The organism is Streptomyces sp. NPDC053493, from assembly GCF_044544825.1.
GTDB lineage: Bacteria > Actinomycetota > Actinomycetes > Streptomycetales > Streptomycetaceae > Streptomyces.
Genome location: NZ_JBITXS010000007.1, coordinates 282,683 through 300,727 on the forward strand (window position 1 = coordinate 282,683; position 18,045 = coordinate 300,727).

Sequence of the window (18,045 nt, forward strand, 5' to 3'; positions counted from 1 at the left end):
CGCCCCCTCTGTTCCCGAAGCCCCTTGTGGAGACGGCTCGGCCGTCCCTAGAGTCCCGATGTCGGATTCACCTACAGGGACCGCGTTCAGAATAGCGAACGACGTGGGCGAGGGGCGTGCCGTGGCAGCAGAACCAGTGTGGAGTGTGGACCCCCGGACGGGGAAGCCGCGCGAGCAGGTCGCGGTGGAGGCCTCGGCCGAGGAGATCGACCGCGCGGTACGGGCCGCGCACGCCGCCCGCGCCGCGCTCGCCGACCGCACCGCCCGCGCCCTGCTGCTGCGCACCGCGGCCGAGGCGATCGACCGGGCCCGCGACCACGTGGTCGAGGCCGCCGACGCCGAGACCGCGCTCGGCCCGGTCCGGCTCACCGGCGAACTCGCCCGCACCACCGCCCAGTTGCGCTTCTTCGCGGACATCGCCGACGAGGGCGCCTTCCTGGACGTACGGATCTCCCGCGCCGATCCGACCACCACACCGCCCACGCCCGACCTGCGGCGCATGAAGATCCCGCTCGGCGTCGTCGCCGTCTACGCCGCCTCCAACTTCCCGCTCGCCTTCTCCGTCCCCGGCGGCGACACCGCGAGCGCGCTCGCCGCCGGCTGCCCCGTCGTGATCAAGGCGCATCCCGACCACCCGGCCACCTCCGAACTCTGCGTCGCCCTGCTGCGCCGCGCCGCCCGCGAGGCCGGCCTTCCCGAGGACGTCGTCACGCTCGTGCACGGCTTCGACGCGGGCCTGGAACTGATCCGCCACCCGCTGGTCGCCGCCGCCGGCTTCACCGGTTCCGTACGCGGCGGCCGGGCGCTCTTCGACGCCGCCGCCGGCCGGCCCGTACCGATCCCCTTCCACGGCGAACTCGGCTCGCTCAACCCGGTGGTGGTCACCGAGGCCGCCGCCGAGGAACGGGCCGCGGAGATCGGCGCCGGACTCGCCGCCTCCATGACGCTCGGACAGGGCCAGTTCTGCACCAAGCCCGGCTTCGTGCTCGCGCCGGCCGGAGCGGCGGGCGACCGCTTCGTGGCCGCCCTGACGGACGCCGTCAGCGACACCGAGCCCGGAGTGATGCTCGACCACCGCATGGCCGGCGCCTTCCTCGACGGCGTACGCGAACGGGCCGCGCTGCCCGGCGTGACCACGCCCGTCACGCCGGGCGCCGGCGGCGAGCACACGGTCGGCGCCGGCGTCCTCGCCGTCGACGCCGCCCTGCTGGCCGGCGACGGCCACGCCGCCCTGCTTGAGGAGTGCTTCGGCCCGGTCACCGTCGTCGCCCGCTACAGCTCGCGCGAGCAGGTCAGCGCCGTCCTCGGCCTGCTCCCCGGCAACCTCACCGCCACCCTCCAGATGGCCGACGAGGACCCCGACGCCGCGTCCCTGCTCGCCGAACTCACCCCACTCGCCGGGCGCGTGCTCGTCAACGGCTGGCCCACCGGCGTCGCCGTCGCCGAAGCCCAGCACCACGGCGGCCCCTACCCGGCCACCACCTCGCCCTTCACCTCGGTGGGCGCCACCGCGATCGAACGCTGGCTGCGCCCGGTCGCCTACCAGTCGACGCCACCGCACCTGCTGCCGCCGGAGCTGCGGGACGAGGACGAAGGCGCCTGACCGGTCCCGGGCGTCACACCCGTACGACGATCTTGCCCGTATGGGTGCCGGACTCCATCAGCCGATGGGCGTCGGGCAGCGACTCCAGACCCTCGAAGGTCTCGGCGATCACCGGCGCGAGCGAGCCGTCGCGCAGTCCGGAGCCGATGAAGCCGGCCATCCGGGCGCGCCCCTCGGCCGTGCGCACCACCGCGCCGTTGGCGTAACCGCGCACGGTCAGCGGCCACTGCATCGGCATCTCGGCCGGCCGGTGGTCGAGCCAGCCGTACAGCACCGCCGTGCCCTCCGGGCGCAGCGCCCCGCCGAGCCGGGCGAAGCCGGGGCCGCCGACCGGGTCGAAGACGACGTCGGCGCCCCGGCCGCCGGTGATCCGCCGCACCTCGCCGACCAGGTCCTCCTCGTCGGTCGCGATCACGTACGGCGCGCCGAGGCCGAGCAGCCGCTCGCGCTTCGCGCTCCCGCGGGTGGCGGCGATCGGCACCGCGCCGATCCGCAGCGCGGTCTGGATCGCGGCCGTGCCGACCCCGCTGGACGCGGCGGTGATCACCACATGGCCGCCGGGGCGCAGCCCGCCCGCCTCCACCATGCCGCCGTACGCCGTCGCGTACGTGAGCCAGGCCGCCGCCCCGGCCGCCGCGTCCACCTCCGCGGGCCGCGGCACCAGATACTCCTGCGGCAGCACCACCCGCTCCGCGTGGACGCCGTGCACGCCGAAGTCGAAGTTGGCCGCCGCGAGGACCGCGTCGCCCGGCGCGTACGCCGTGACGCCCTCGCCGACTTCCTCGACCACACCCGCCGCCTCGTAACCGAGCCGCGAGCCGGGCAGCGTGGCCTGGTAGTAGTACGTGCCCGCACGGAACAGCGCCTCGGCCCGGTTGAGGCCGAGCGCCTCGACCCGCACCCGCACCTCGCCCGCCGCGGGCGCCGGCAGCGCGATCTCCTCGACGGTCAGCACCTCGGGACCGCCGAGCTCGTGGAACAGAACCGCCCTTGTCGTCATGTCGTTTCCCATGCCCTCGACCGTAGGAGCCGGACGGCGAGACGATCCATGTCCACCCGGCTCCCGGACATGTCCGTTCGTCTCGCGCGGTACGGTGCCGGGCATGGACGTACTGAGCGATGCCATCGCCGCCATGCGCACCGGCCGCCCGCACTCCTCCCGCACGGTCAGGTTCGCGCCCTGGGGCCTCCGCTTCCCGCCCAGCAAGGGCGCCGGCTTCCACGTCGTCCTCCAGGGCACCGCCTGGCTGCTGCCTCCCGGTGACGCGGCCCCGGTACGGCTCGGGCCCGGCGACGTCGTCCTGCTCGCCCACGGCACCGGACACGGCCTCGCCGACCGCCCCGGCACCCCGCTCGTCGACGCCGTCCCCGCGCCCGACGGCTCCTGGCCCACCGCGCCCGACCGCGGGCCCGTCGGCGCCGAGGAGACCCTGCTGCTGTGCGGCGCCTACCAGTTGAGCCGGGCCCGCGCCCACCCGCTGCTCACCGAGCTGCCCCCGTACGTCCACATCCCCGCCCGCGTCGGCGCCCATCCCCGGCTGCGGGCCGCCGTCGACCTGCTCGGTGCCGAACTCGCCGAGCCCCAGCCCGGATCCGACGCGATCGTGCCCGCGCTCCTCGACACCCTGCTGCTGTACCTGCTGCGCACCTGGTGGCTGACCGAACGCGCCGACCGCTCCACCGGCTGGTCCGCCGCCCTCGCCGACCCGGCCGTCGCCGCCGCGCTGCGCGCCCTGCACGGCGAGCCCGCCAGGGCCTGGACGGTGGAGGAACTCGGCGCGCTCGGCGGCCTGTCCCGCGCCGCCTTCGCCCGCCGCTTCACCGCCCTGGTGGGCCGGCCGCCTCTCGCCTACCTCACCTGGTGGCGGATGACCACCGCCGGCAGGCTGCTGCGCACCGACGACCTGCCGCTGCGGACCGTGGCCCGACGCTCGGGATACTCCTCGGAGTTCGCCTTCGCCAAGGCCTTCAAGCGGGAGTACGGAGTGGCCCCGGGGCAGTACCGCAGGGCGTCCTAGGCGGTGTCTTGCCGATCATGCCGGGCTCGACCGTGCCCTGGCGGCGGCGCGGCAGCCGCGGCGAGGCCGGCGGGCCCGGAACCGTGTCCGGCGCCTCCGCGTCGTGAGGAAGCATGATCGACACCACTGTTCACATCCGCCGGGCGACCTCCGACGACCTCGACGCCGTCGCCGTCCTGCACGCCGAGGCCCGCGCCACCTACTACCGCGGCCACATCCCGGACGCCGCCTTCGAGGGCCCGGAGGAGCTGGCCCGCACCCGGGCGGGCTGGACCAGGGCGATCGACGAGGGCCGGGTGCTCGTGGCCCGGGAGGGCGGCCCGGACGGCGAGCTCGCCGGCGTCGCCGCGTACGGCGTCACGGACGGCGTCATGAACCTCAGCCAGCTCCACGTCAGCCCCGCCCGCTGGCGCGGCGGCGTCGGCACCGCCCTCCACGGCGCGTGCGTCGAGGCCTGGCGCGTGGCCGGCGTGGACTGCGCCCGCCTGGAGGTGTTCGAGAAGAACGAGCGCGCCCGCGCCTTCTACGCCGCCCGCGGCTGGAGCGCCGATCCCGACACCCCGCACGTCGGGAACCACTTCGTGCTCCGCCTCACACTGGCGCCCGAGGCGGAATGAACCGGGCGGCCCGGGGCGTTCGGCTGCACGGATACCCCGCCCCCCAGTCCAGGAGAGAAGCCACCCCATGCGCGTCGAGATCTGGAGCGACATCGCCTGTCCGTGGTGCTACATCGGCAAGGCCCGCTTCGAGAAGGGGCTCGCGGCCTTCGCCCACCGCGACGAGGTCGAGGTCGTGCACCGCTCCTTCGAGCTCGACCCGAACCGGCCCAAGGGCGACACCGGCCCGGTCCTGGAGATGCTGGCCCGGAAGTACGGCCGGACGCTCGACGAGGCCCGCGCCATGGAGGCCCACGTCGCCTCCAACGCCCACTCCGAGGGCCTCGGCTACCGCACCGAGGGCCGGGACCACGGCAACACCTTCGACATCCACCGCCTGCTGCACCTGGCGAAGGACCGCGGCCGGCAGAACGAGCTCCTGGACCTCGCCTACCGGGCCAACTTCGCCGAGGAGCGCTCGGTCTTCGACGACGAGACCCTGGTGACGCTCGCCGTGGAGGCCGGTCTCGACGAGACCGAGGTCCGCGCGGTGCTCGCCGACGCGGGCGCGTACGCGGAGGCGGTACGGGCCGACGAGCGCGAGGCCGCCGAGCTCGGCGCGAACGGTGTGCCGTTCTTCGTGCTCGACCGCAGGTACGGCGTCTCCGGCGGCCAGCCCGCCGAGGTGTTCACCCAGGCCCTGGAGCAGGCCTGGCAGGGCCGCGTACCGCAGCCGGCCGGCGCCCCGGCCGGTGAGGAAGCCGCCGCCTGCGACGTCGACGGCGGCGCCTGCTGAGCGCCGACGAGCAGCGGATATAAGCCGGACTTGGAGATTCCCAGGAAAATTGCCCAATTGACTTGGGTTTCCCGGGGATCCAGGCTGGGGCCATGGAACCTCTGGCATCCCTGGACCCCACGTCGGCCGCGTCCCCGGCCCCGTCCCCGGACCTCCTGGAACCGCTGGGCGGCGACGAGTTCGCGCCGCGGCGGACCTATCTCAACACCTCCGCCTGCGCCCTGCTGCCCCGCCGCACCATCGAGGCCGTCACCCTCCTCGCCGAGGAGACGGCGGCCGGCCGGCCCGACGGCGCGGGCAGCTTCGACGTCGTCGACGAGGCCCGGGCCACCTTTGCCCGGCTCGCCCACGTCACGCCCGACCGGGTCGCGGTCGGCAGCTCGGTCTCCGTCCACGTCGGCATGGTGGCGCAGTCCATGCCGGCCGGGTCGGAGATCCTCTTCGCCGAGGGCGACTTCTCCTCCGTCATCACCCCGTTCACGGTCCGCGGCGACCTGAAGATCCGTTTCGTGCCGCTGGAACGGCTCGCCGAGTCCGTCCGGCCGGAGACCGCGCTGGTCGCCTTCTCCGCCGTGCAGTCCGCGGACGGCCGCACCGCCGACCTTTCGGCGGTCCGGGCCGCGGCGGCGGCGCACGGCGCCCGGACGCTGCTCGACGCCACCCAGTCGGCGGGCTGGCTGCCGCTGTACGCGGGGGACTGGGACTACACCGTCTCCGGCGGCTACAAGTACCTGCTCTGCCCGCGCGGGGCGTCCTTCCTGACCGTCACCGAGGAGGCGCAGGACGGCCTGCTGCCGATCCACGCGGGCTGGGTCAACGGCGAGGAGCGGTGGGCCAACAGCTACGGCCCGGTGCGCGAACTCGCGCGCTCGGCACGGCGGTTCGACGAGCCGGCGGCCTTCCTCTCGTACCACGGCGCCGCCCGCTCGCTGGCCCTCCTGGAGGAGATCGGCATCGAGCGCATCGAGGCGCACAACAAGGCCCTCGCCGCCCGCTTCCGCGCCGGTGTCGCCGCGCTCGGCCACCCGGCGGTCGCCGACGACTCCACCGTCGTCGGCGTCCCCGGCCTCGGCGGCCGCAGCGACGCCCTGCGCGAGGCCGGCGTGCTGCTGTCGGCCCGCGCGGGCAACCTGCGGGCCTCCTTCCACCTCTACAACTCGTCCGCGGACGTGGACCGGGCCCTGGAGGTCCTCGCGGGCTGAGCGGTCCGCGCGCTCACCGTGGCGTGGCGGAGGCGCCGGGCGGCGGTGCTCACGAGGCGGGCGTGACGCACGTGACCGTGCCGTCGCCCGCCTCCTGGCACAGGTTCTCCTCCAGGCGGGTGAGGAGCCGGGCGAGGTCCCCGCGCTCTGCCGAGGTGAGACCGGTCAGGGAGTGCTCCTCCAGGTCGCTCCACACGCCCTCGACGCGCACCCGCAGCGCCTCGCCCTCCTCCGTCGCCTCGACGAGCACCGCGCGCCGGTCGGCCGGGTCGGGGCGGCGGCGGACGTGGCCGGAGTGCTCCAGGCGCTGGAGCATCTTGGTGACCGTGGACGGATCGAGGCCGAGCTCCTGGATCAGTACGGACTGGCGCACCGGGCCGCAGTCCCACAGGGCCATCATCAGGAACTCCTGGCCCGGGTAGAGGTCCAGTTCCTTCAGGCGGCGCCCGGCCGCGATCCGGTGCAGCCGGGCGACCCGGGCGAGGGCGTGGCTGACGGGGCCACCGCGGGCGGCCGAGGGCAGTGCCTCGGCCAGGGCGGTACAGAAGGGGTCGTTTCCGGGCATCGCGGGCTCCTCGCTGCGGTCTTTCCCCCAAGATTAGCTTGGTCGGCCAATCAATGAGTTACAGTGGTGGACGTAAGGAAATGGTTGGCCGACCACATAAATACTTGGCCGACCACATTCGCTGCTCCGGGAGGACCGCCATGACCACCGCCTTCGACCCGATCGACCTCGCCGGCACGCGCCTCGCCAACCGCATCGCCATGGCGCCCATGACCCGCAGCCGCGCCGACGCCGAGCGCCGCGTCCCCACCCAGCTCACCGCCGAGTACTACGCCCAGCGCGCCTCCGCCGGCCTGATCATCACCGAAGGCATCCAGCCCACCGCCGTCGGCCAGGGCTACCCGAACACTCCCGGACTGCACAGCGCCGAGCAGATCACCGCCTGGCGCCAGGTCACCGACGCCGTCCACGAGCGCGGCGGCCGGATCTTCGCCCAGCTCATGCACGCCGGCCGGATCAGCCACCCCGAGGTCCTCGGCGACGGCCTCCACCCCGTCGGCCCCTCCGCCGTCGCCCCGGGCGGACAGCTCTTCGCCGGCCCCGGCATGAAGGACTTCGTCGCACCGCGCGAACTGTCCGCCGAGGAGATCCGGGAGACCATCGAGGGCTTCGCCACCGCCGCCCGCAACGCCGTCGAAGCCGGCTTCGACGGCGTCGAGATCCACGGCGCCAACGGCTACCTGGTCCACCAGTTCCTCGCCACCGGCTCCAACCGGCGCACCGACGAGTGGGGCGGCTCCGTCGAGAACCGCATCCGCTTCGCCGTCGAGGTCGCCAAGGCCGTCGCCGACGCCATCGGCCCCGAGCGCACCGGCCTGCGGATCTCCCCGGCCAACACCTACAACGACATCGCCGAGACCGACACCGACGAGATCTACCCCGCCCTCGTCGCCGCGATCGAGCCGCTCGGCCTGGCGTACCTGCACGTCACCGAGCCCGTGGCCGAGGTCCGCGAGCTGACCCTCGCCCTGCGCAAGCAGTTCTCCGGCACCTTCGTCCTCAACCCGGCCACCGAGGGCCCGACCGGACCCGAGGCCCTCACCCTCGTCGAGGACGGCACCGCCGACATCCTCGCCTACGGCGCCCTCTTCCTCGCCAACCCGGACCTGCCGGCCCGCCTCCGGGCCGAGGGCCCGTACAACACGCCCGACCCGGCCTCCTTCTTCGGCGGGGACCACCGCGGCTACACCGACTACCCGGCGCTGTAACCCGCCGGGCCGCGGACGCGGCAGCCGTCGACGGCCGGGCCGGGGGAGCCGTCGGCGGGCGGTCGCGGGGCGGTCGCGGAGCCGTACGGGCTACGCCCAAGCCTCCGCGACCGCCCGGCGCGCACCCTCCAGGTCCACCGCGCGGCCCGTCTCCGCGAGCGCCGCGCCGAGCGCCGCCAGCGAGGAGCGCACCGCGCCCTCGGTCGCGTCCACCCCGTAGTGGTTCACCCGGATCATCTCCTTCGCCAGCGCCCCGCCGCCCGCGATCAGCGGCAGCGAGGGATCGGCGGCCAGCGCCTTCGCCACCAGCTCCGAGGCGTCCACGCCCTCCGGCGTGCGCAGCGTCGTCGCCACCGGCGCCGCGTCCTTCGCCTCGTACACGTACGGCTCGAGCCCGCCGCCCAGCGCCACCGCGCCCGCCCGGGTCGCCGTCGCGGCCGCGGCGTGCCGGGCCATGAGCGCGTCCAGACCCTCCGCCTCGATCCGCTCCAGGCACGCCTCCAGGGCCAGCATCTCCAGCTGCGCCGGGGCGTGCAGCAGCGCCTTGCGGCCGCCGTCGATCCACCGCTCCTTCCAGTCCAGGAGCGAGAGGTAGGAGCGGCGCGGCGCCCGCGGGTTCGCGGCGAACCGCTCCCACGCCCGCGCGCTCACCGACACCGCCGACACGCCCGCCGGGCCGCCCATCGCCTTCTGCGCGCCGATGATGCACATGTCGACGCCCCACTCGTCCGGCAGCACCGGCTCCGCGCCGATCGAGGCCACCGCGTCCAGGTAGAACAGCGCGCCGTGCGCCCGCACCACCTCGCCGATCTCCGCGACCGGGTTGGTGTTGCCGGTCGCGGCCTCGGCGTGCACCAGCGACACGAAGTCGATCTCCGGGTGCCGCTCGAACACCCGCGCCACCTGCTCGGCCGTGACCGCCGCGTGGAACGGCACCTCCAGGTCCACGACCGTCGCCCCGCAGTCGCGCAGCCAGTTGCCGAAGGTCTGCCCGTACGGCCCGGTGACCACGTTCAGCGCCGTCGAGCCCTCCCGGGCCCCGCTCCGGATGCAGCCCTCCAGCGGCAGCAGCGCCTCGCCCTGGGTGATCACCACGTCCTGCTCCGTGCGGAGCAGCGAGGCCACCCGCCGCTCGATCGACGCGAAGTGCGCGGCGGTCATCGGGGCCAGGTCGAGAAGCGGACGGGTCACGGTCACGGCGGTGCCTTCTTCGGATCGAGGACGAACTCGCGCCAGCGTACCGACCGGCCCCGCGCGCCACCCGCGGGCGGCCTGCCCACCGTTCGCGCCCCACCCGCGGGCGGCCTGCCCACCGGTCGCGCGCCCCACCGCGGCCGGCGGGCTCAGCGCGCGCCGTCGCCGGGCTTCCAGCCCCAGGCGGTGAGCATGCCGGCCGACAGCGCGGCGCACTCGTCGGAGTCCAGCCAGGCCACCGCCGCGTCGACGGCCGCGTCGTCGACCAGACCGGTCGCGAGCATCGCCGCCCGGCCGCGTTCCCAGGTGTCCGCCCAGAAGCGGCTGATGGGGCTGCCCGGCAGCAGCGGCGGCACGTGCAGTTCGGCGGCCACGGGCCTCAGGCCCGCCCGGCGAAGGAGCCGCGGGTAGGACGGCACCCACGACACGTCGGTGCCGATGGTCGCCCGCAGCCCCTGCCACATCGCCCGCATCGCCGTCGCGTACGGCGTGCCGGGCGCCCCGCCACCCTCGTCGGGCCGGTCGCTCGTCAGGTCGGCCGCGTCGCTGAGCACCAGCACACCGCCGGGCTCGACGAGTCCGGCGAGCGTGGCGATCAGGCGCTCGTGCTCGGGCAGGTGCATCAGGACGAAGCGGGCGTGGACGAGCCGGAAGCGGCCCGGGGCGAAGTCCGGTGCGGTGACGTCGGCCTCGAGCAGCTCGAGACCGGGCACGGGCCGTTCGGCGAGGAACCGTACGTCGCGGTCCACGGCCAGCACGCCCGCCACCCCGGCCTCCTCCAGGAGCCGGCGCGCCACCGTGCCCGTGCCGGCGCCCACGTCGAGGCAGCGCCAGCCCGGGCCGGCGCCGAGGGCCCGCAGCCGCGCCAGGGTGACGTCGTCGTAGGCGAGCGCGCCGAAGTCGATGCGCTCGCCCTCGCCCGCCTGCTCGGGGCGGAAGACGGCCTCGCCGTAGCGGCCGCCGCGCGGGATGTCGTTCATGACCGGACCTCCTGCTCACCGGGAGTGCGCCTCCGCACGGGAAGGGCGCCTCGATCCTCCACCGCGGGCCGCCCAGGCCGCCGAGGCGCGCCGGGCGCGTCCCGCGTCAGGGTGTTCCGTCCGTCTCCGGCGGCCGGTTCCGGCGGCCGCGCCCCGGCTCGTAGAGTGCGGGTATGAGCGATCACGTGGTGCTGCATGTGAAGGGGCGGGTGCTCGTCGGCCCGGAGGACGTCCGGGACGAACTGTGGTGCGTCGACGGCCGGATCACGTTCGAGCGGCCCTCGCCGGCCGCCGGCGAGCCCGTCACCGTCCAGGGCTGGGTGCTGCCCGGTCTGGTCGACGCGCACTGCCATGTCGGGCTCGACAAGCACGGGCCGGTCGACGAGGTCACCGCCGAGAAGCAGGCCGTCACCGACCGGGACGCCGGCACGCTGCTCATCCGCGACGCGGGCTCGCCCTCCGACACGCGCTGGATCGACGAGCACGAGGACCTCCCGAAGATCATCCGCGCCGGCCGGCACATCGCCCGCACCCGCCGCTACATCCGCAACTACGCCCACGAGATCGAGCCCGACGAGCTCGTCGCCTACGTCGGCCGCGAGGCCCGGCGCGGCGACGGCTGGGTCAAGCTGGTCGGCGACTGGATCGACCGCGGCGTCGGCGACCTGGCGCCGTCCTGGCCGCGCGCCGAGGTCGAGGCGGCCATCGCCGAGGCGCACCGGCTCGGCGCCCGCGTCACCGCGCACTGCTTCGCCGAGGACTCGCTGCGCGACCTCGTCGAGGCCGGCATCGACTGCATCGAGCACGCCACCGGCCTCACCGAGGACACCATCCCGCTGTTCGCCGAGCGCGGCGTCGCGATCGTCCCGACGCTGGTGAACATCGCGACCTTCCCGCACCTCGCGGACGGCGGCGAGGCGAAGTTCCCGCGCTGGTCGGCGCACATGCGCCGGCTCCACGAGCGGCGCTACGACACGGTGCGCGCCGCCTGGGACGCGGGCATCCCGGTCTTCGTCGGCACCGACGCCGGCGGCTCCCTCCCGCACGGCCTGGTCGCCGCCGAGGTCGAGGAGCTGACGAAGGCGGGCATCCCCGCCCTCGACGCCCTGTCGGCCACCACCTGGTCGGCCCGCTCCTGGCTGGGCCGCCCCGCCCTGGAGGAGGGCGCGCCGGCCGACCTCGTCGTCTACGGCGAGGACCCGCGCGCGGACGTCCGCGTCCTCGCGGCGCCCCGGCGGGTGGTGGTGGGCGGCCGGGTGATCGGCTAGCCGGTCGTCCTCGTGGCGTCCCGGGCCGCCCGCGTCAGGAACGCGAGCCGGGCCTTCTTCTCCGGGATGAACACCTCCGGCAGGTCCACCTCCGGCAGCACCACCTCCGGCCCCAGCTCGAAGCCGGCCCGCGCGAGCAGGCCGACCGCCTTGGCGTTGGCGGCGTCCGGCTCGCCCACGATCCGGTCGCGGCCCTTCAGCGCGAAGTCGATCAGCGCGGTGAGCAGGCCGGTCGTGAAGCCGTGCTCCGGCCCGGCGGCCGGGGGCGCGGGCGCCACGAGCAGGTGCACGCCGATGTCGCCGGGCCGCGCCTCGTAGCACTCGGAGACGCGGTCGGCCTCGGGGTCGTACGTCTGGAAGACCGCCACCGGCACGTCGTCGCGGTGCACGAGGAAACCGTGGTGGGTGGCGAGCGAGTCCAGGTGCGCGTAGATCTCCCGCACCTGCTCGACACTGGTGCCGTTCATGCCCCAGAAGCGGGCGCGGTCCTCGTTCACCCAGGCGTGGACGAGCGGGGCGTCGCGGTCGGGGTCGATGCGGTCGATCCGGACGGTGCCGAAGCCCTCGACGGTCTGGACGTGCTCAGTTCTGCTCATGCTCTTCCTTCACGAGGTCGTTCCAGTCGGTGACGACGGGGGCCAGTTCGCCCCGCAGCCAGAGGGGGAGCTGGTCGCGGTGGTGCGGGTCGCCGGGCACTCCGGACGCGCCGAAGGGCACGATCCACAGGCTCCGGTCGCGGTCGGCCAGGTCCCACACGTAGCGGGCGGCGGACGCGCGGGCGGCGCGGTCGGTGAAGCCGGGCACGCTGGACGTCGACAGCACGCAGTCGTGGTCGCCGTCGAGCGACGGCCACCGGGCGTCGGCGTCCTCGTCGACCGGGAGCGCCTGCCAGGGCGCGAGCCGGTGCGTCACGCCCCACGCGGGCGGTGCGTCGGCGGCTCCGACCTCCTCGAGCGCCTCCCGGACGATCCGGCGCACGTCGCCGGCCGGTACGGGCCCGGTCACCAGCAGCGTCTCCAGCGCGAAGGCCACCCGCGGGCCGAGCGCCAGCCAGGGCGCGAACAGCTCCGGACACGGCTCCGGTTCGCGCAGCGCGGCGAACGCCTCGTGCGCCGCGAGCCGCCGTACGACCGCCCCGCGCACCGCCGCGTAGAGCCCGGCGTCCGTGCTGTCGGCCGTCATCCGGCGGTCCCAGCCGAGCAGCGTGGCGCGCACGGCGCGGGCGGCGGGGGAGAGGGCTTCGTCGGCGGTCTCCTCGATCGCCGTCAGGAGGCGGCGGGCGGACGGGTTGTCGGTGTCGGTGTGCACGGCGGCCATGGCGGCCGGCGTCCAGGCGGCGCAGGCGTCGAGCAGGGCGGAGATCCGCTCGGCCCGGTGCGGCGGCGCGAACTCGACGCCCAGCGGCGCGGCGAGACCGCGCTCGTTGGCCATCACGGCGTACGCCCCGACCTCGGCCCGCGGCGTCGGCGCGGGCCGAGGCGCCCATCGGTGCCCCGCCTCCCAGGCGGGCACGACCCGCAGCGCGTCGGTCCGGTCGCGTACGGGCACCCAGCCGGCGACCCGGTGCAGCAGCCCTCCGTCGACGTCCGCCGCCTGCACGACGTTCACCGGCTCGACCCACCGCTCCAGCGCCCGGTCCACGTCCGCCGTGCTCCGGGCGGCGAGCAGCGCGGGCAGGGCGGCGAATCCCAGCTCACCGGTGACTCGGGGCGGGTGACGGAGACTGATCGCCTCCCACGTCCCGTCGCCGGTGGCCGGGCCGCCGCCGTCCGCCGGGGCGCCGCCGTCCGCGCCGATGATCACCGGTCCTCGCGCCGTCTCGACGACCTCGATCCCGACGGGCGCGTCGGCGTCCTTCACGCGCACCGACTCCGTGTGCGCGGTGGCCGGTTCCCAGCCCTCCGGGCCGAGGGCCTCGACGCGGCCGTCGGGCAGGCGGCGCAGACGTTCGCGGTAGAGGTCCTGGTAGTCGGCCATGGCGTTGGTGATCGCCCAGGCGACGCGGCCGGTGTGGCCGAAGTGGGCGAGGCCGGGGACGCCGGGCACGGCGAGGCCGAGCACGTCGTAGTCGGGGCAGGACAGACGTATCTGCTGGTAGACGCCGGGCGCCTCGATGAAGCGGTGGGGGTCGCCCGCCACGATCGCCGCGCCGCTCGCCGTCCGCTCGCCGGAGACGATCCAGCCGTTGGAGCCGGCCGTGCCGGGCCCGTCGGTGGCGAACAGCTCGGTCCACTCCTCGCCGAGCCGCCGCGCGACCTGCTCCCGCCACAGCTTGGTGGGGAACCCGGCGAAGAGGATGTGGGTGGAGAGCCACACCGCGAGCGGCGTCCACGGCTCCCAGCGGCCCGGCTGCAGACCCGTCGCGGCGAACTCCGGCGCCCGCCGGGCCCCTGCCGCCAGCCCCTCGTTGACCCCGTCCACGTACGCCCGCACCCACGCCGCCGTCTCCGGGTCCAGCCGGTCGTGGCAGCGGCGCGCGGTGTCGGCCAGCCTGGCCTGCCGTACGAAGGTGTCCCAGCCGGTCTCCGCGGCGCCCAGGAACTCCGCCGTGGTGCCCTGCGCCCGGTGCCGCTCGACCTCCAGCTGCCAGGCCCGGTCCAGGGCGGTCACCCGGCCCTGGGCGCGGGCGAGTTCGCGCGGGTCGGCGGCGCGCAGATGCGGGACGCCCCAGGCGTCCCGGTAGACCTCGATGCTCACTGCGTACGGCCCCGATCCGTTCGTCATGCTTAGGTTAGGCTGGCCTAAATTAATCTACAGGAGCGAGGGTCCGGGAAGCCGGGCCGGGTCGGGGACCCGTGTTGACGAACCGTTACCCCCGTCCGTCGCGCCTCGTTGGACCTTGCCGCCCCTGCTCCTTCCTCCTTCCTTCTCCTCCTTTCTCGCCCCATGGCGCGGTGACGTGTGAGGCGTGCGGGAACTCCTGTGTCCACCCGTGTCGAAAGATTCGAATACGGGCACGAAAACCACCCTTTGGAGTGAACTCACGCCAGGTGTCTGCCCGTTCACCCACAGTGCGTAAAGATTCCGGTGTCTCAAGTCGCCGGAGCCGCAGTGACCCACAGTCCCCGTGGCGAGCGGCCGGCGACGCCATGTCTCCTGTGGGGGTTCCACCGCCGTGAACAGCAACACCTTCCGTCTGCCCGCACGCCTGCCCGGTCGCCTGCCCGCCCGCCGCACCGCCGCCGCTGCCGCCGTCACCGCCCTCGCCGCCGGCCCCCTCACCCTCGGCGCGCCCGCCGCCCACGCCACCGGCGGCGAAGGCCACGCCACCGCCGTCGTACTGCGCACCGGCCTCGACGTCGACCTGCTCAACAAGACGGTGAACGTGCCGCTGCGCGCCTCCCTCAACGAGGTCGAGGCCCCGGCCAGCGCCCAGAAGACCGCGCTCAGCGTGCGGGTGCAGGGAGCCGAGAGCGGCCGGCCCGTCGACATCCTGAAGGCGGACGTCGCCACCGCCGAGGCGACCGTGGAGGGGAACACGGCCCAGGGGCACGTCAACCTCGCCAAGGCCCGGATCCACGTCCCCGGCCTTCCCGCGCTCTCCCTGATCGAGCTGGAGAAGGTCACCTCCAAGGCCGTCTGCGAGGCCGGCAAGCGCCCGGTCGCCGAGTCCAACCTGCTCGGCCACGTCACCGTCCTCGGCAAGAAGACCACCCTGTCGACCGGTGGCCGGACCAAGGTGGCCGTGCCCGGCGTCGGCGAGGTCGTCCTCGACCTCTCCCGTACCTCCACCACCTCGCGCACCGCCGCCGCCACCGCCCTCGAACTGACGGTGGAGGTCAACCCGCTCAAGCTCAACGTCGCCGAGGTCAAGGGCAGGATCACCCTCGCCGAGGCCACCTGTGCCACGCCGCGCGGCACCAGGCCCACCCAGCCCTCCGAGTCGCCGGAGCCGAGCGAGCAGCCCTCGCACCAGCCCTCGCAGCAGCCGTCCACCCGCCCGAGCCACGGCACCGGCGTGTCGACGCAGAACGGCGGCAGCACTCCCACCGACAACCTCGCCGAGACCGGCGGCAGCTCCATGACGCCGTACCTCGCCGGCGGCGCCGTCGTCCTGCTCGGCGCGGGCGGCGGCGCGCTCGCCCTGGCCCGCGGCCGCGCCCGCGCCCGCGGCTGAGCCCGGGACCGGCCGGCCCGAGGGGGACGACAGGGGGAACGGGCGGGTGCGGTGCCGTCGCGGCGCCGCACCCGCCCCGTCGTCGCCACCGCGCGCCCGTCGTCGCCACCGCGCGCCCGGCGCCGGCGCCGGTCAGCCCAGCAGCAACAACGCCTGGTCCAGGGCCTGCAGGAAGCGGTTCGTCGTCACCCGGTCCCGCACCGCCAGGCGCAGCCAGTTCCGGTCGAGCCCCGGGAAGGTGTCGCCGCGCCGGGCCGCGAAGCCCAGCGCCCGCAGCCGCTCCCGTACCGCGTCCGCGCCCTCGATCCGGACCAGCACGAACGGGCCCTCGGCCGCCGCGACCGCCCGCACCTCGTCGAACTCCGCGAGGCCCGCCAGCAGATGCGCCCGCTCCACGCCGATCCGGTGCGCCGCCTCCTCCGCCTCCATCAGCGCCATCGGCGCCATGCAGGCCTCCGCCGCCACCAGCGCCGGCGTCGACACCGGCCACAGCGGCTGTACGCGTTCGAGCGCGGCGATCGTCTCCGGCTCCGCCAGTACGTAGCCGATCCGCAGCCCCGCCAGGCCCCAGGTCTTCGTCAGGCTGCGCAGCACCACCAGACCCGGCACGTCCGTCCGTGAGGCCAGCGACTCCCGCTCGCCCGGCACCGCGTCCATGAAGGCCTCGTCGACCACCAGCGTCCGCCCGGGACGGGCGAGGGAGGCGATCGTGGCCGCCGGGTGCAGCACGGACGTGGGATTGGTCGGATTGCCGACGACCACCAGGTCCGCGTCCTTCGGCACCGCCGCCGGATCGAGCCGGAAGCCGTCCTCCTCGCGCAGCAGCACCCGCTCCACCGTGTGCCCGGCGTCCCGCAGCGCGGCCTCCGGCTCGGTGAACTGCGGGTGCACCACGACCGGCCGCCGCGCCGGCAGCGCCCGCGCGAGCAGCACGAACGCCTCCGCCGCACCCGCCGTGAGCAGCACCCGCCGGGCCGGCAGGTCGTGCCGCTCGGCCACCGCCGCCCGCGCCGCCCGGCCGTCCGGGTAGAGCGCCAACCTTGTGAGCGAGTCGGCGATCCGCTCCCGCAGCCAGCGCGGCGGGGTGTTCGTCCGTACGTTGACCGCGAGGTCGATCAGCTTCTCGTCCCGCACCTCGGCGTCGCCGTGGTGTCTGAGGTCGTGCGCGTCAGCAGAAGTGTCGGTGTCCATGGCCGCCGTCGTGTGGGGGGTGGGGGTGGGGAGCGTGCTGCGTGTGGGGGATGAGTGAGGCTCGCCTGCGATGTACCCGTGGGTCAAGGGCAACAACCGTGCGACAGAAGTCACTTCGTTCGGACAAAGCGGTACGGAACGGGCAACGGCGCACGTGACGTGCCGCGTCTTCCGCTTCGGCACCAGCAGCACCGACCCGGCGCCCGCCCCGCACAAGGCCGCCGCCTCCGCCACCGAGCCGGTGCCCGTCGCCGCCAGCGGCACCGCCGACGGATGCGGCACCGCCACCGCCGCCAGCTCCTCGCTCCCGAACACCCGCACCGGCACCCCGAGCCGCGCCGCCGCTCCCGCGATCCCCGGCTCACCCGCCCGGGCGTCCAAAGTCGCCAGCGCCGCCACGTCCGCGCCGGTCAGCCCGGCCTCCCGCAGCGCCGTCCCGACCAGACCCAGCACCTCGTCCACCGCGGCCCCCGACCGCACCCCGACACCGACCACGACCACCGCCGCGGGCGCCGCCGACCCGAGCTCCGCCGACCCGAGGTGCGCACAGGAGCCGCCATCGGATAGCAAGGGCCCATGGCTGTAGTCGTCGCGCTCGGCGCGTTCCTCATGACGCTCTTCGGCGGCTGGACGGCCCAGCGCGTCACCGACCGCCGCCACCTCGTCCTCGGCCTCGCCGGCGGCCTCATGCTCGGCGTCGTCGGACTCGACCTGCTCCCCGAGGCCATGGAGGCCGCCGGCACCGACGTCTTCGGCGTCCCGCAGGCCCTGCTGCTCTTCGTCGGCGGCTTCCTCTTCGCCCATGTCGTCGAACGCCTCCTCGCCGTCCGCAGCGCCGCGCACGGCGCCGAGGCCGGCGAGCGGGTCCCTCAGGTCGGCCTCACCGCGGCCGCCGCCATGGTGCTGCACAGCCTCATGGACGGCGTCGCGCTCGGCGCCGCCTTCCAGGTCGGCGGCGGCATGGGCGCCACCGTCGCCCTCGCCGTCATCACCCACGACTTCGCCGACGGCTTCAACACGTACACGATCACCAGCCTGTACGGGAACGCCCGCCGCCGCGCCGTCGCCATGCTCGTCGCCGACGCCGTCGCGCCGCTCGTCGGCGCCGCCTCCACCGTGCTGTTCACCCTTCCGGAGGAACTGCTCGGCAGCTATCTCGGCTTCTTCGGCGGAGCCCTGCTCTACCTCGCCGCCGCCGAGATCCTGCCCGAGGCCCATCACGAACACCCCGCCCGCACCACCCTGCTGTGCACGGTGGCGGGCGTGGCCTTCATCTGGCTCGTGGTGGGCCTGTCCGGCGGCTGACC

The 18,045-nt window shown here is 75.0% G+C and carries 16 protein-coding genes; 9 read left to right on the plus strand and 7 right to left on the minus strand.

Features of this window, described 5'->3' with window-relative positions; translation table 11 throughout:
• The first annotated feature begins 121 nt into the window (after positions 1-121).
• Positions 122-1,603: an aldehyde dehydrogenase (NADP(+)) gene (locus tag ACIGO8_RS22005; RefSeq protein WP_399733109.1), complete on the plus strand. Its 1,482-nt coding sequence runs from the start codon at positions 122-124 to the stop codon at positions 1,601-1,603.
• A 13-nt stretch (positions 1,604-1,616) separates the two neighbouring features.
• Here ACIGO8_RS22005 and ACIGO8_RS22010 read toward each other — a convergent pair whose 3' ends face one another.
• Positions 1,617-2,615 carry a zinc-dependent alcohol dehydrogenase family protein gene (locus tag ACIGO8_RS22010; RefSeq protein WP_399733112.1) on the minus strand — a complete coding sequence of 333 codons (999 nt, stop codon included), beginning with the start codon at positions 2,613-2,615 and terminating at the stop codon, positions 1,617-1,619.
• Between the two features lie 91 nt (positions 2,616-2,706).
• Between ACIGO8_RS22010 and ACIGO8_RS22015 the strand changes: the two genes are divergently transcribed.
• The 4 genes from ACIGO8_RS22015 (at position 2,707) to ACIGO8_RS22030 (ending at position 6,215) form a co-directional block, all read left to right on the plus strand.
• Positions 2,707-3,621 (plus strand): AraC family transcriptional regulator, encoded by a 915-nt coding sequence (locus ACIGO8_RS22015; RefSeq protein ID WP_399733115.1) that lies wholly within the window; start codon positions 2,707-2,709, stop codon positions 3,619-3,621.
• A gap of 113 nt (positions 3,622-3,734) precedes the next feature.
• The gene (locus ACIGO8_RS22020) at positions 3,735-4,238 is read left to right on the plus strand and encodes a GNAT family N-acetyltransferase (RefSeq protein WP_399733118.1); all 504 of its coding nucleotides are present in this window, start codon (positions 3,735-3,737) and stop codon (positions 4,236-4,238) included.
• Between the two features lie 67 nt (positions 4,239-4,305).
• Positions 4,306-5,013: a DsbA family oxidoreductase gene (locus ACIGO8_RS22025; protein ID WP_399733121.1), complete on the plus strand. Its 708-nt coding sequence runs from the start codon at positions 4,306-4,308 to the stop codon at positions 5,011-5,013.
• 155 nt (positions 5,014-5,168) lie between these two features.
• Positions 5,169-6,215, plus strand: coding sequence for an aminotransferase class V-fold PLP-dependent enzyme (locus tag ACIGO8_RS22030; protein WP_399733379.1), 1,047 nt, complete (start codon positions 5,169-5,171; stop codon positions 6,213-6,215).
• 49 nt (positions 6,216-6,264) lie between these two features.
• On the opposite strand, the gene ACIGO8_RS22035 is transcribed toward ACIGO8_RS22030, so the two are convergent.
• A complete protein-coding gene (locus ACIGO8_RS22035; RefSeq protein WP_399733124.1) occupies positions 6,265-6,780 on the minus strand; it encodes a MarR family winged helix-turn-helix transcriptional regulator in 516 nt (171 codons plus the stop codon).
• Positions 6,781-6,920: 140 nt separating this feature from the next.
• Here ACIGO8_RS22035 and ACIGO8_RS22040 point away from each other — a divergent pair, with 140 nt between their 5' ends.
• The gene (locus tag ACIGO8_RS22040; protein ID WP_399733127.1) at positions 6,921-7,988 is read left to right on the plus strand and encodes an alkene reductase; all 1,068 of its coding nucleotides are present in this window, start codon (positions 6,921-6,923) and stop codon (positions 7,986-7,988) included.
• A 90-nt stretch (positions 7,989-8,078) separates the two neighbouring features.
• On the opposite strand, the gene ACIGO8_RS22045 is transcribed toward ACIGO8_RS22040, so the two are convergent.
• Complete coding sequence (locus ACIGO8_RS22045) at positions 8,079-9,179, minus strand: pyridoxal-phosphate-dependent aminotransferase family protein (RefSeq protein WP_399733382.1); 1,101 nt, start codon at positions 9,177-9,179, stop codon at positions 8,079-8,081.
• 152 nt (positions 9,180-9,331) lie between these two features.
• Positions 9,332-10,162, minus strand: a complete 831-nt coding sequence (locus ACIGO8_RS22050) for a class I SAM-dependent methyltransferase (protein ID WP_399733130.1) — start codon at positions 10,160-10,162, stop codon at positions 9,332-9,334.
• A 173-nt stretch (positions 10,163-10,335) separates the two neighbouring features.
• Between ACIGO8_RS22050 and ACIGO8_RS22055 the strand changes: the two genes are divergently transcribed.
• Entirely contained in the window at positions 10,336-11,430 is a 1,095-nt protein-coding gene (locus ACIGO8_RS22055) for an amidohydrolase family protein (protein ID WP_399733133.1), read from the plus strand.
• Here ACIGO8_RS22055 and ACIGO8_RS22060 read toward each other — a convergent pair.
• Positions 11,427-12,026 (minus strand): GNAT family N-acetyltransferase, encoded by a 600-nt coding sequence (locus ACIGO8_RS22060; RefSeq protein WP_399733136.1) that lies wholly within the window; start codon positions 12,024-12,026, stop codon positions 11,427-11,429. The genes ACIGO8_RS22055 and ACIGO8_RS22060 overlap by 4 nt on opposite strands.
• Complete coding sequence (locus ACIGO8_RS22065) at positions 12,013-14,154, minus strand: penicillin acylase family protein (RefSeq protein ID WP_399733138.1); 2,142 nt, start codon at positions 14,152-14,154, stop codon at positions 12,013-12,015. The genes ACIGO8_RS22060 and ACIGO8_RS22065 overlap by 14 nt, the downstream gene beginning before the upstream one ends.
• A gap of 391 nt (positions 14,155-14,545) precedes the next feature.
• On the opposite strand from ACIGO8_RS22065, the gene ACIGO8_RS22070 reads away from it, so the two are divergent.
• The gene (locus ACIGO8_RS22070; RefSeq protein ID WP_399733141.1) at positions 14,546-15,547 is read left to right on the plus strand and encodes an SCO1860 family LAETG-anchored protein; all 1,002 of its coding nucleotides are present in this window, start codon (positions 14,546-14,548) and stop codon (positions 15,545-15,547) included.
• 132 nt (positions 15,548-15,679) lie between these two features.
• Here ACIGO8_RS22070 and cobC read toward each other — a convergent pair whose 3' ends face one another.
• On the minus strand, positions 15,680-17,233 hold the full coding sequence (gene cobC / locus ACIGO8_RS22075; RefSeq protein WP_399733144.1) for an Rv2231c family pyridoxal phosphate-dependent protein CobC: 1,554 nt from the start codon (positions 17,231-17,233) through the stop codon (positions 15,680-15,682).
• 81 nt (positions 17,234-17,314) lie between these two features.
• Here cobC and ACIGO8_RS22080 point away from each other — a divergent pair, with 81 nt between their 5' ends.
• On the plus strand, positions 17,315-18,043 hold the full coding sequence (locus tag ACIGO8_RS22080) for a ZIP family metal transporter (protein ID WP_399733147.1): 729 nt from the start codon (positions 17,315-17,317) through the stop codon (positions 18,041-18,043).
• The last annotated feature ends 2 nt before the right edge of the window (positions 18,044-18,045 follow it).

Coding starts and splice junctions, on each gene's coding strand:
- ACIGO8_RS22010 (WP_399733112.1), bottom strand. CDS start 2,615: ATGGGAAACGACATGACGACAAGGGCGGTTCTGTTCCACGAGCTCGGC.
- ACIGO8_RS22015 (WP_399733115.1), top strand. CDS start 2,707: ATGGACGTACTGAGCGATGCCATCGCCGCCATGCGCACCGGCCGCCCG.
- ACIGO8_RS22020 (WP_399733118.1), top strand. CDS start 3,735: ATGATCGACACCACTGTTCACATCCGCCGGGCGACCTCCGACGACCTC.
- ACIGO8_RS22025 (WP_399733121.1), top strand. CDS start 4,306: ATGCGCGTCGAGATCTGGAGCGACATCGCCTGTCCGTGGTGCTACATC.
- ACIGO8_RS22035 (WP_399733124.1), bottom strand. CDS start 6,780: ATGCCCGGAAACGACCCCTTCTGTACCGCCCTGGCCGAGGCACTGCCC.
- ACIGO8_RS22040 (WP_399733127.1), top strand. CDS start 6,921: ATGACCACCGCCTTCGACCCGATCGACCTCGCCGGCACGCGCCTCGCC.
- ACIGO8_RS22050 (WP_399733130.1), bottom strand. CDS start 10,162: ATGAACGACATCCCGCGCGGCGGCCGCTACGGCGAGGCCGTCTTCCGC.
- ACIGO8_RS22055 (WP_399733133.1), top strand. CDS start 10,336: ATGAGCGATCACGTGGTGCTGCATGTGAAGGGGCGGGTGCTCGTCGGC.
- ACIGO8_RS22060 (WP_399733136.1), bottom strand. CDS start 12,026: ATGAGCAGAACTGAGCACGTCCAGACCGTCGAGGGCTTCGGCACCGTC.
- ACIGO8_RS22065 (WP_399733138.1), bottom strand. CDS start 14,154: ATGACGAACGGATCGGGGCCGTACGCAGTGAGCATCGAGGTCTACCGG.
- ACIGO8_RS22080 (WP_399733147.1), top strand. CDS start 17,315: ATGGCTGTAGTCGTCGCGCTCGGCGCGTTCCTCATGACGCTCTTCGGC.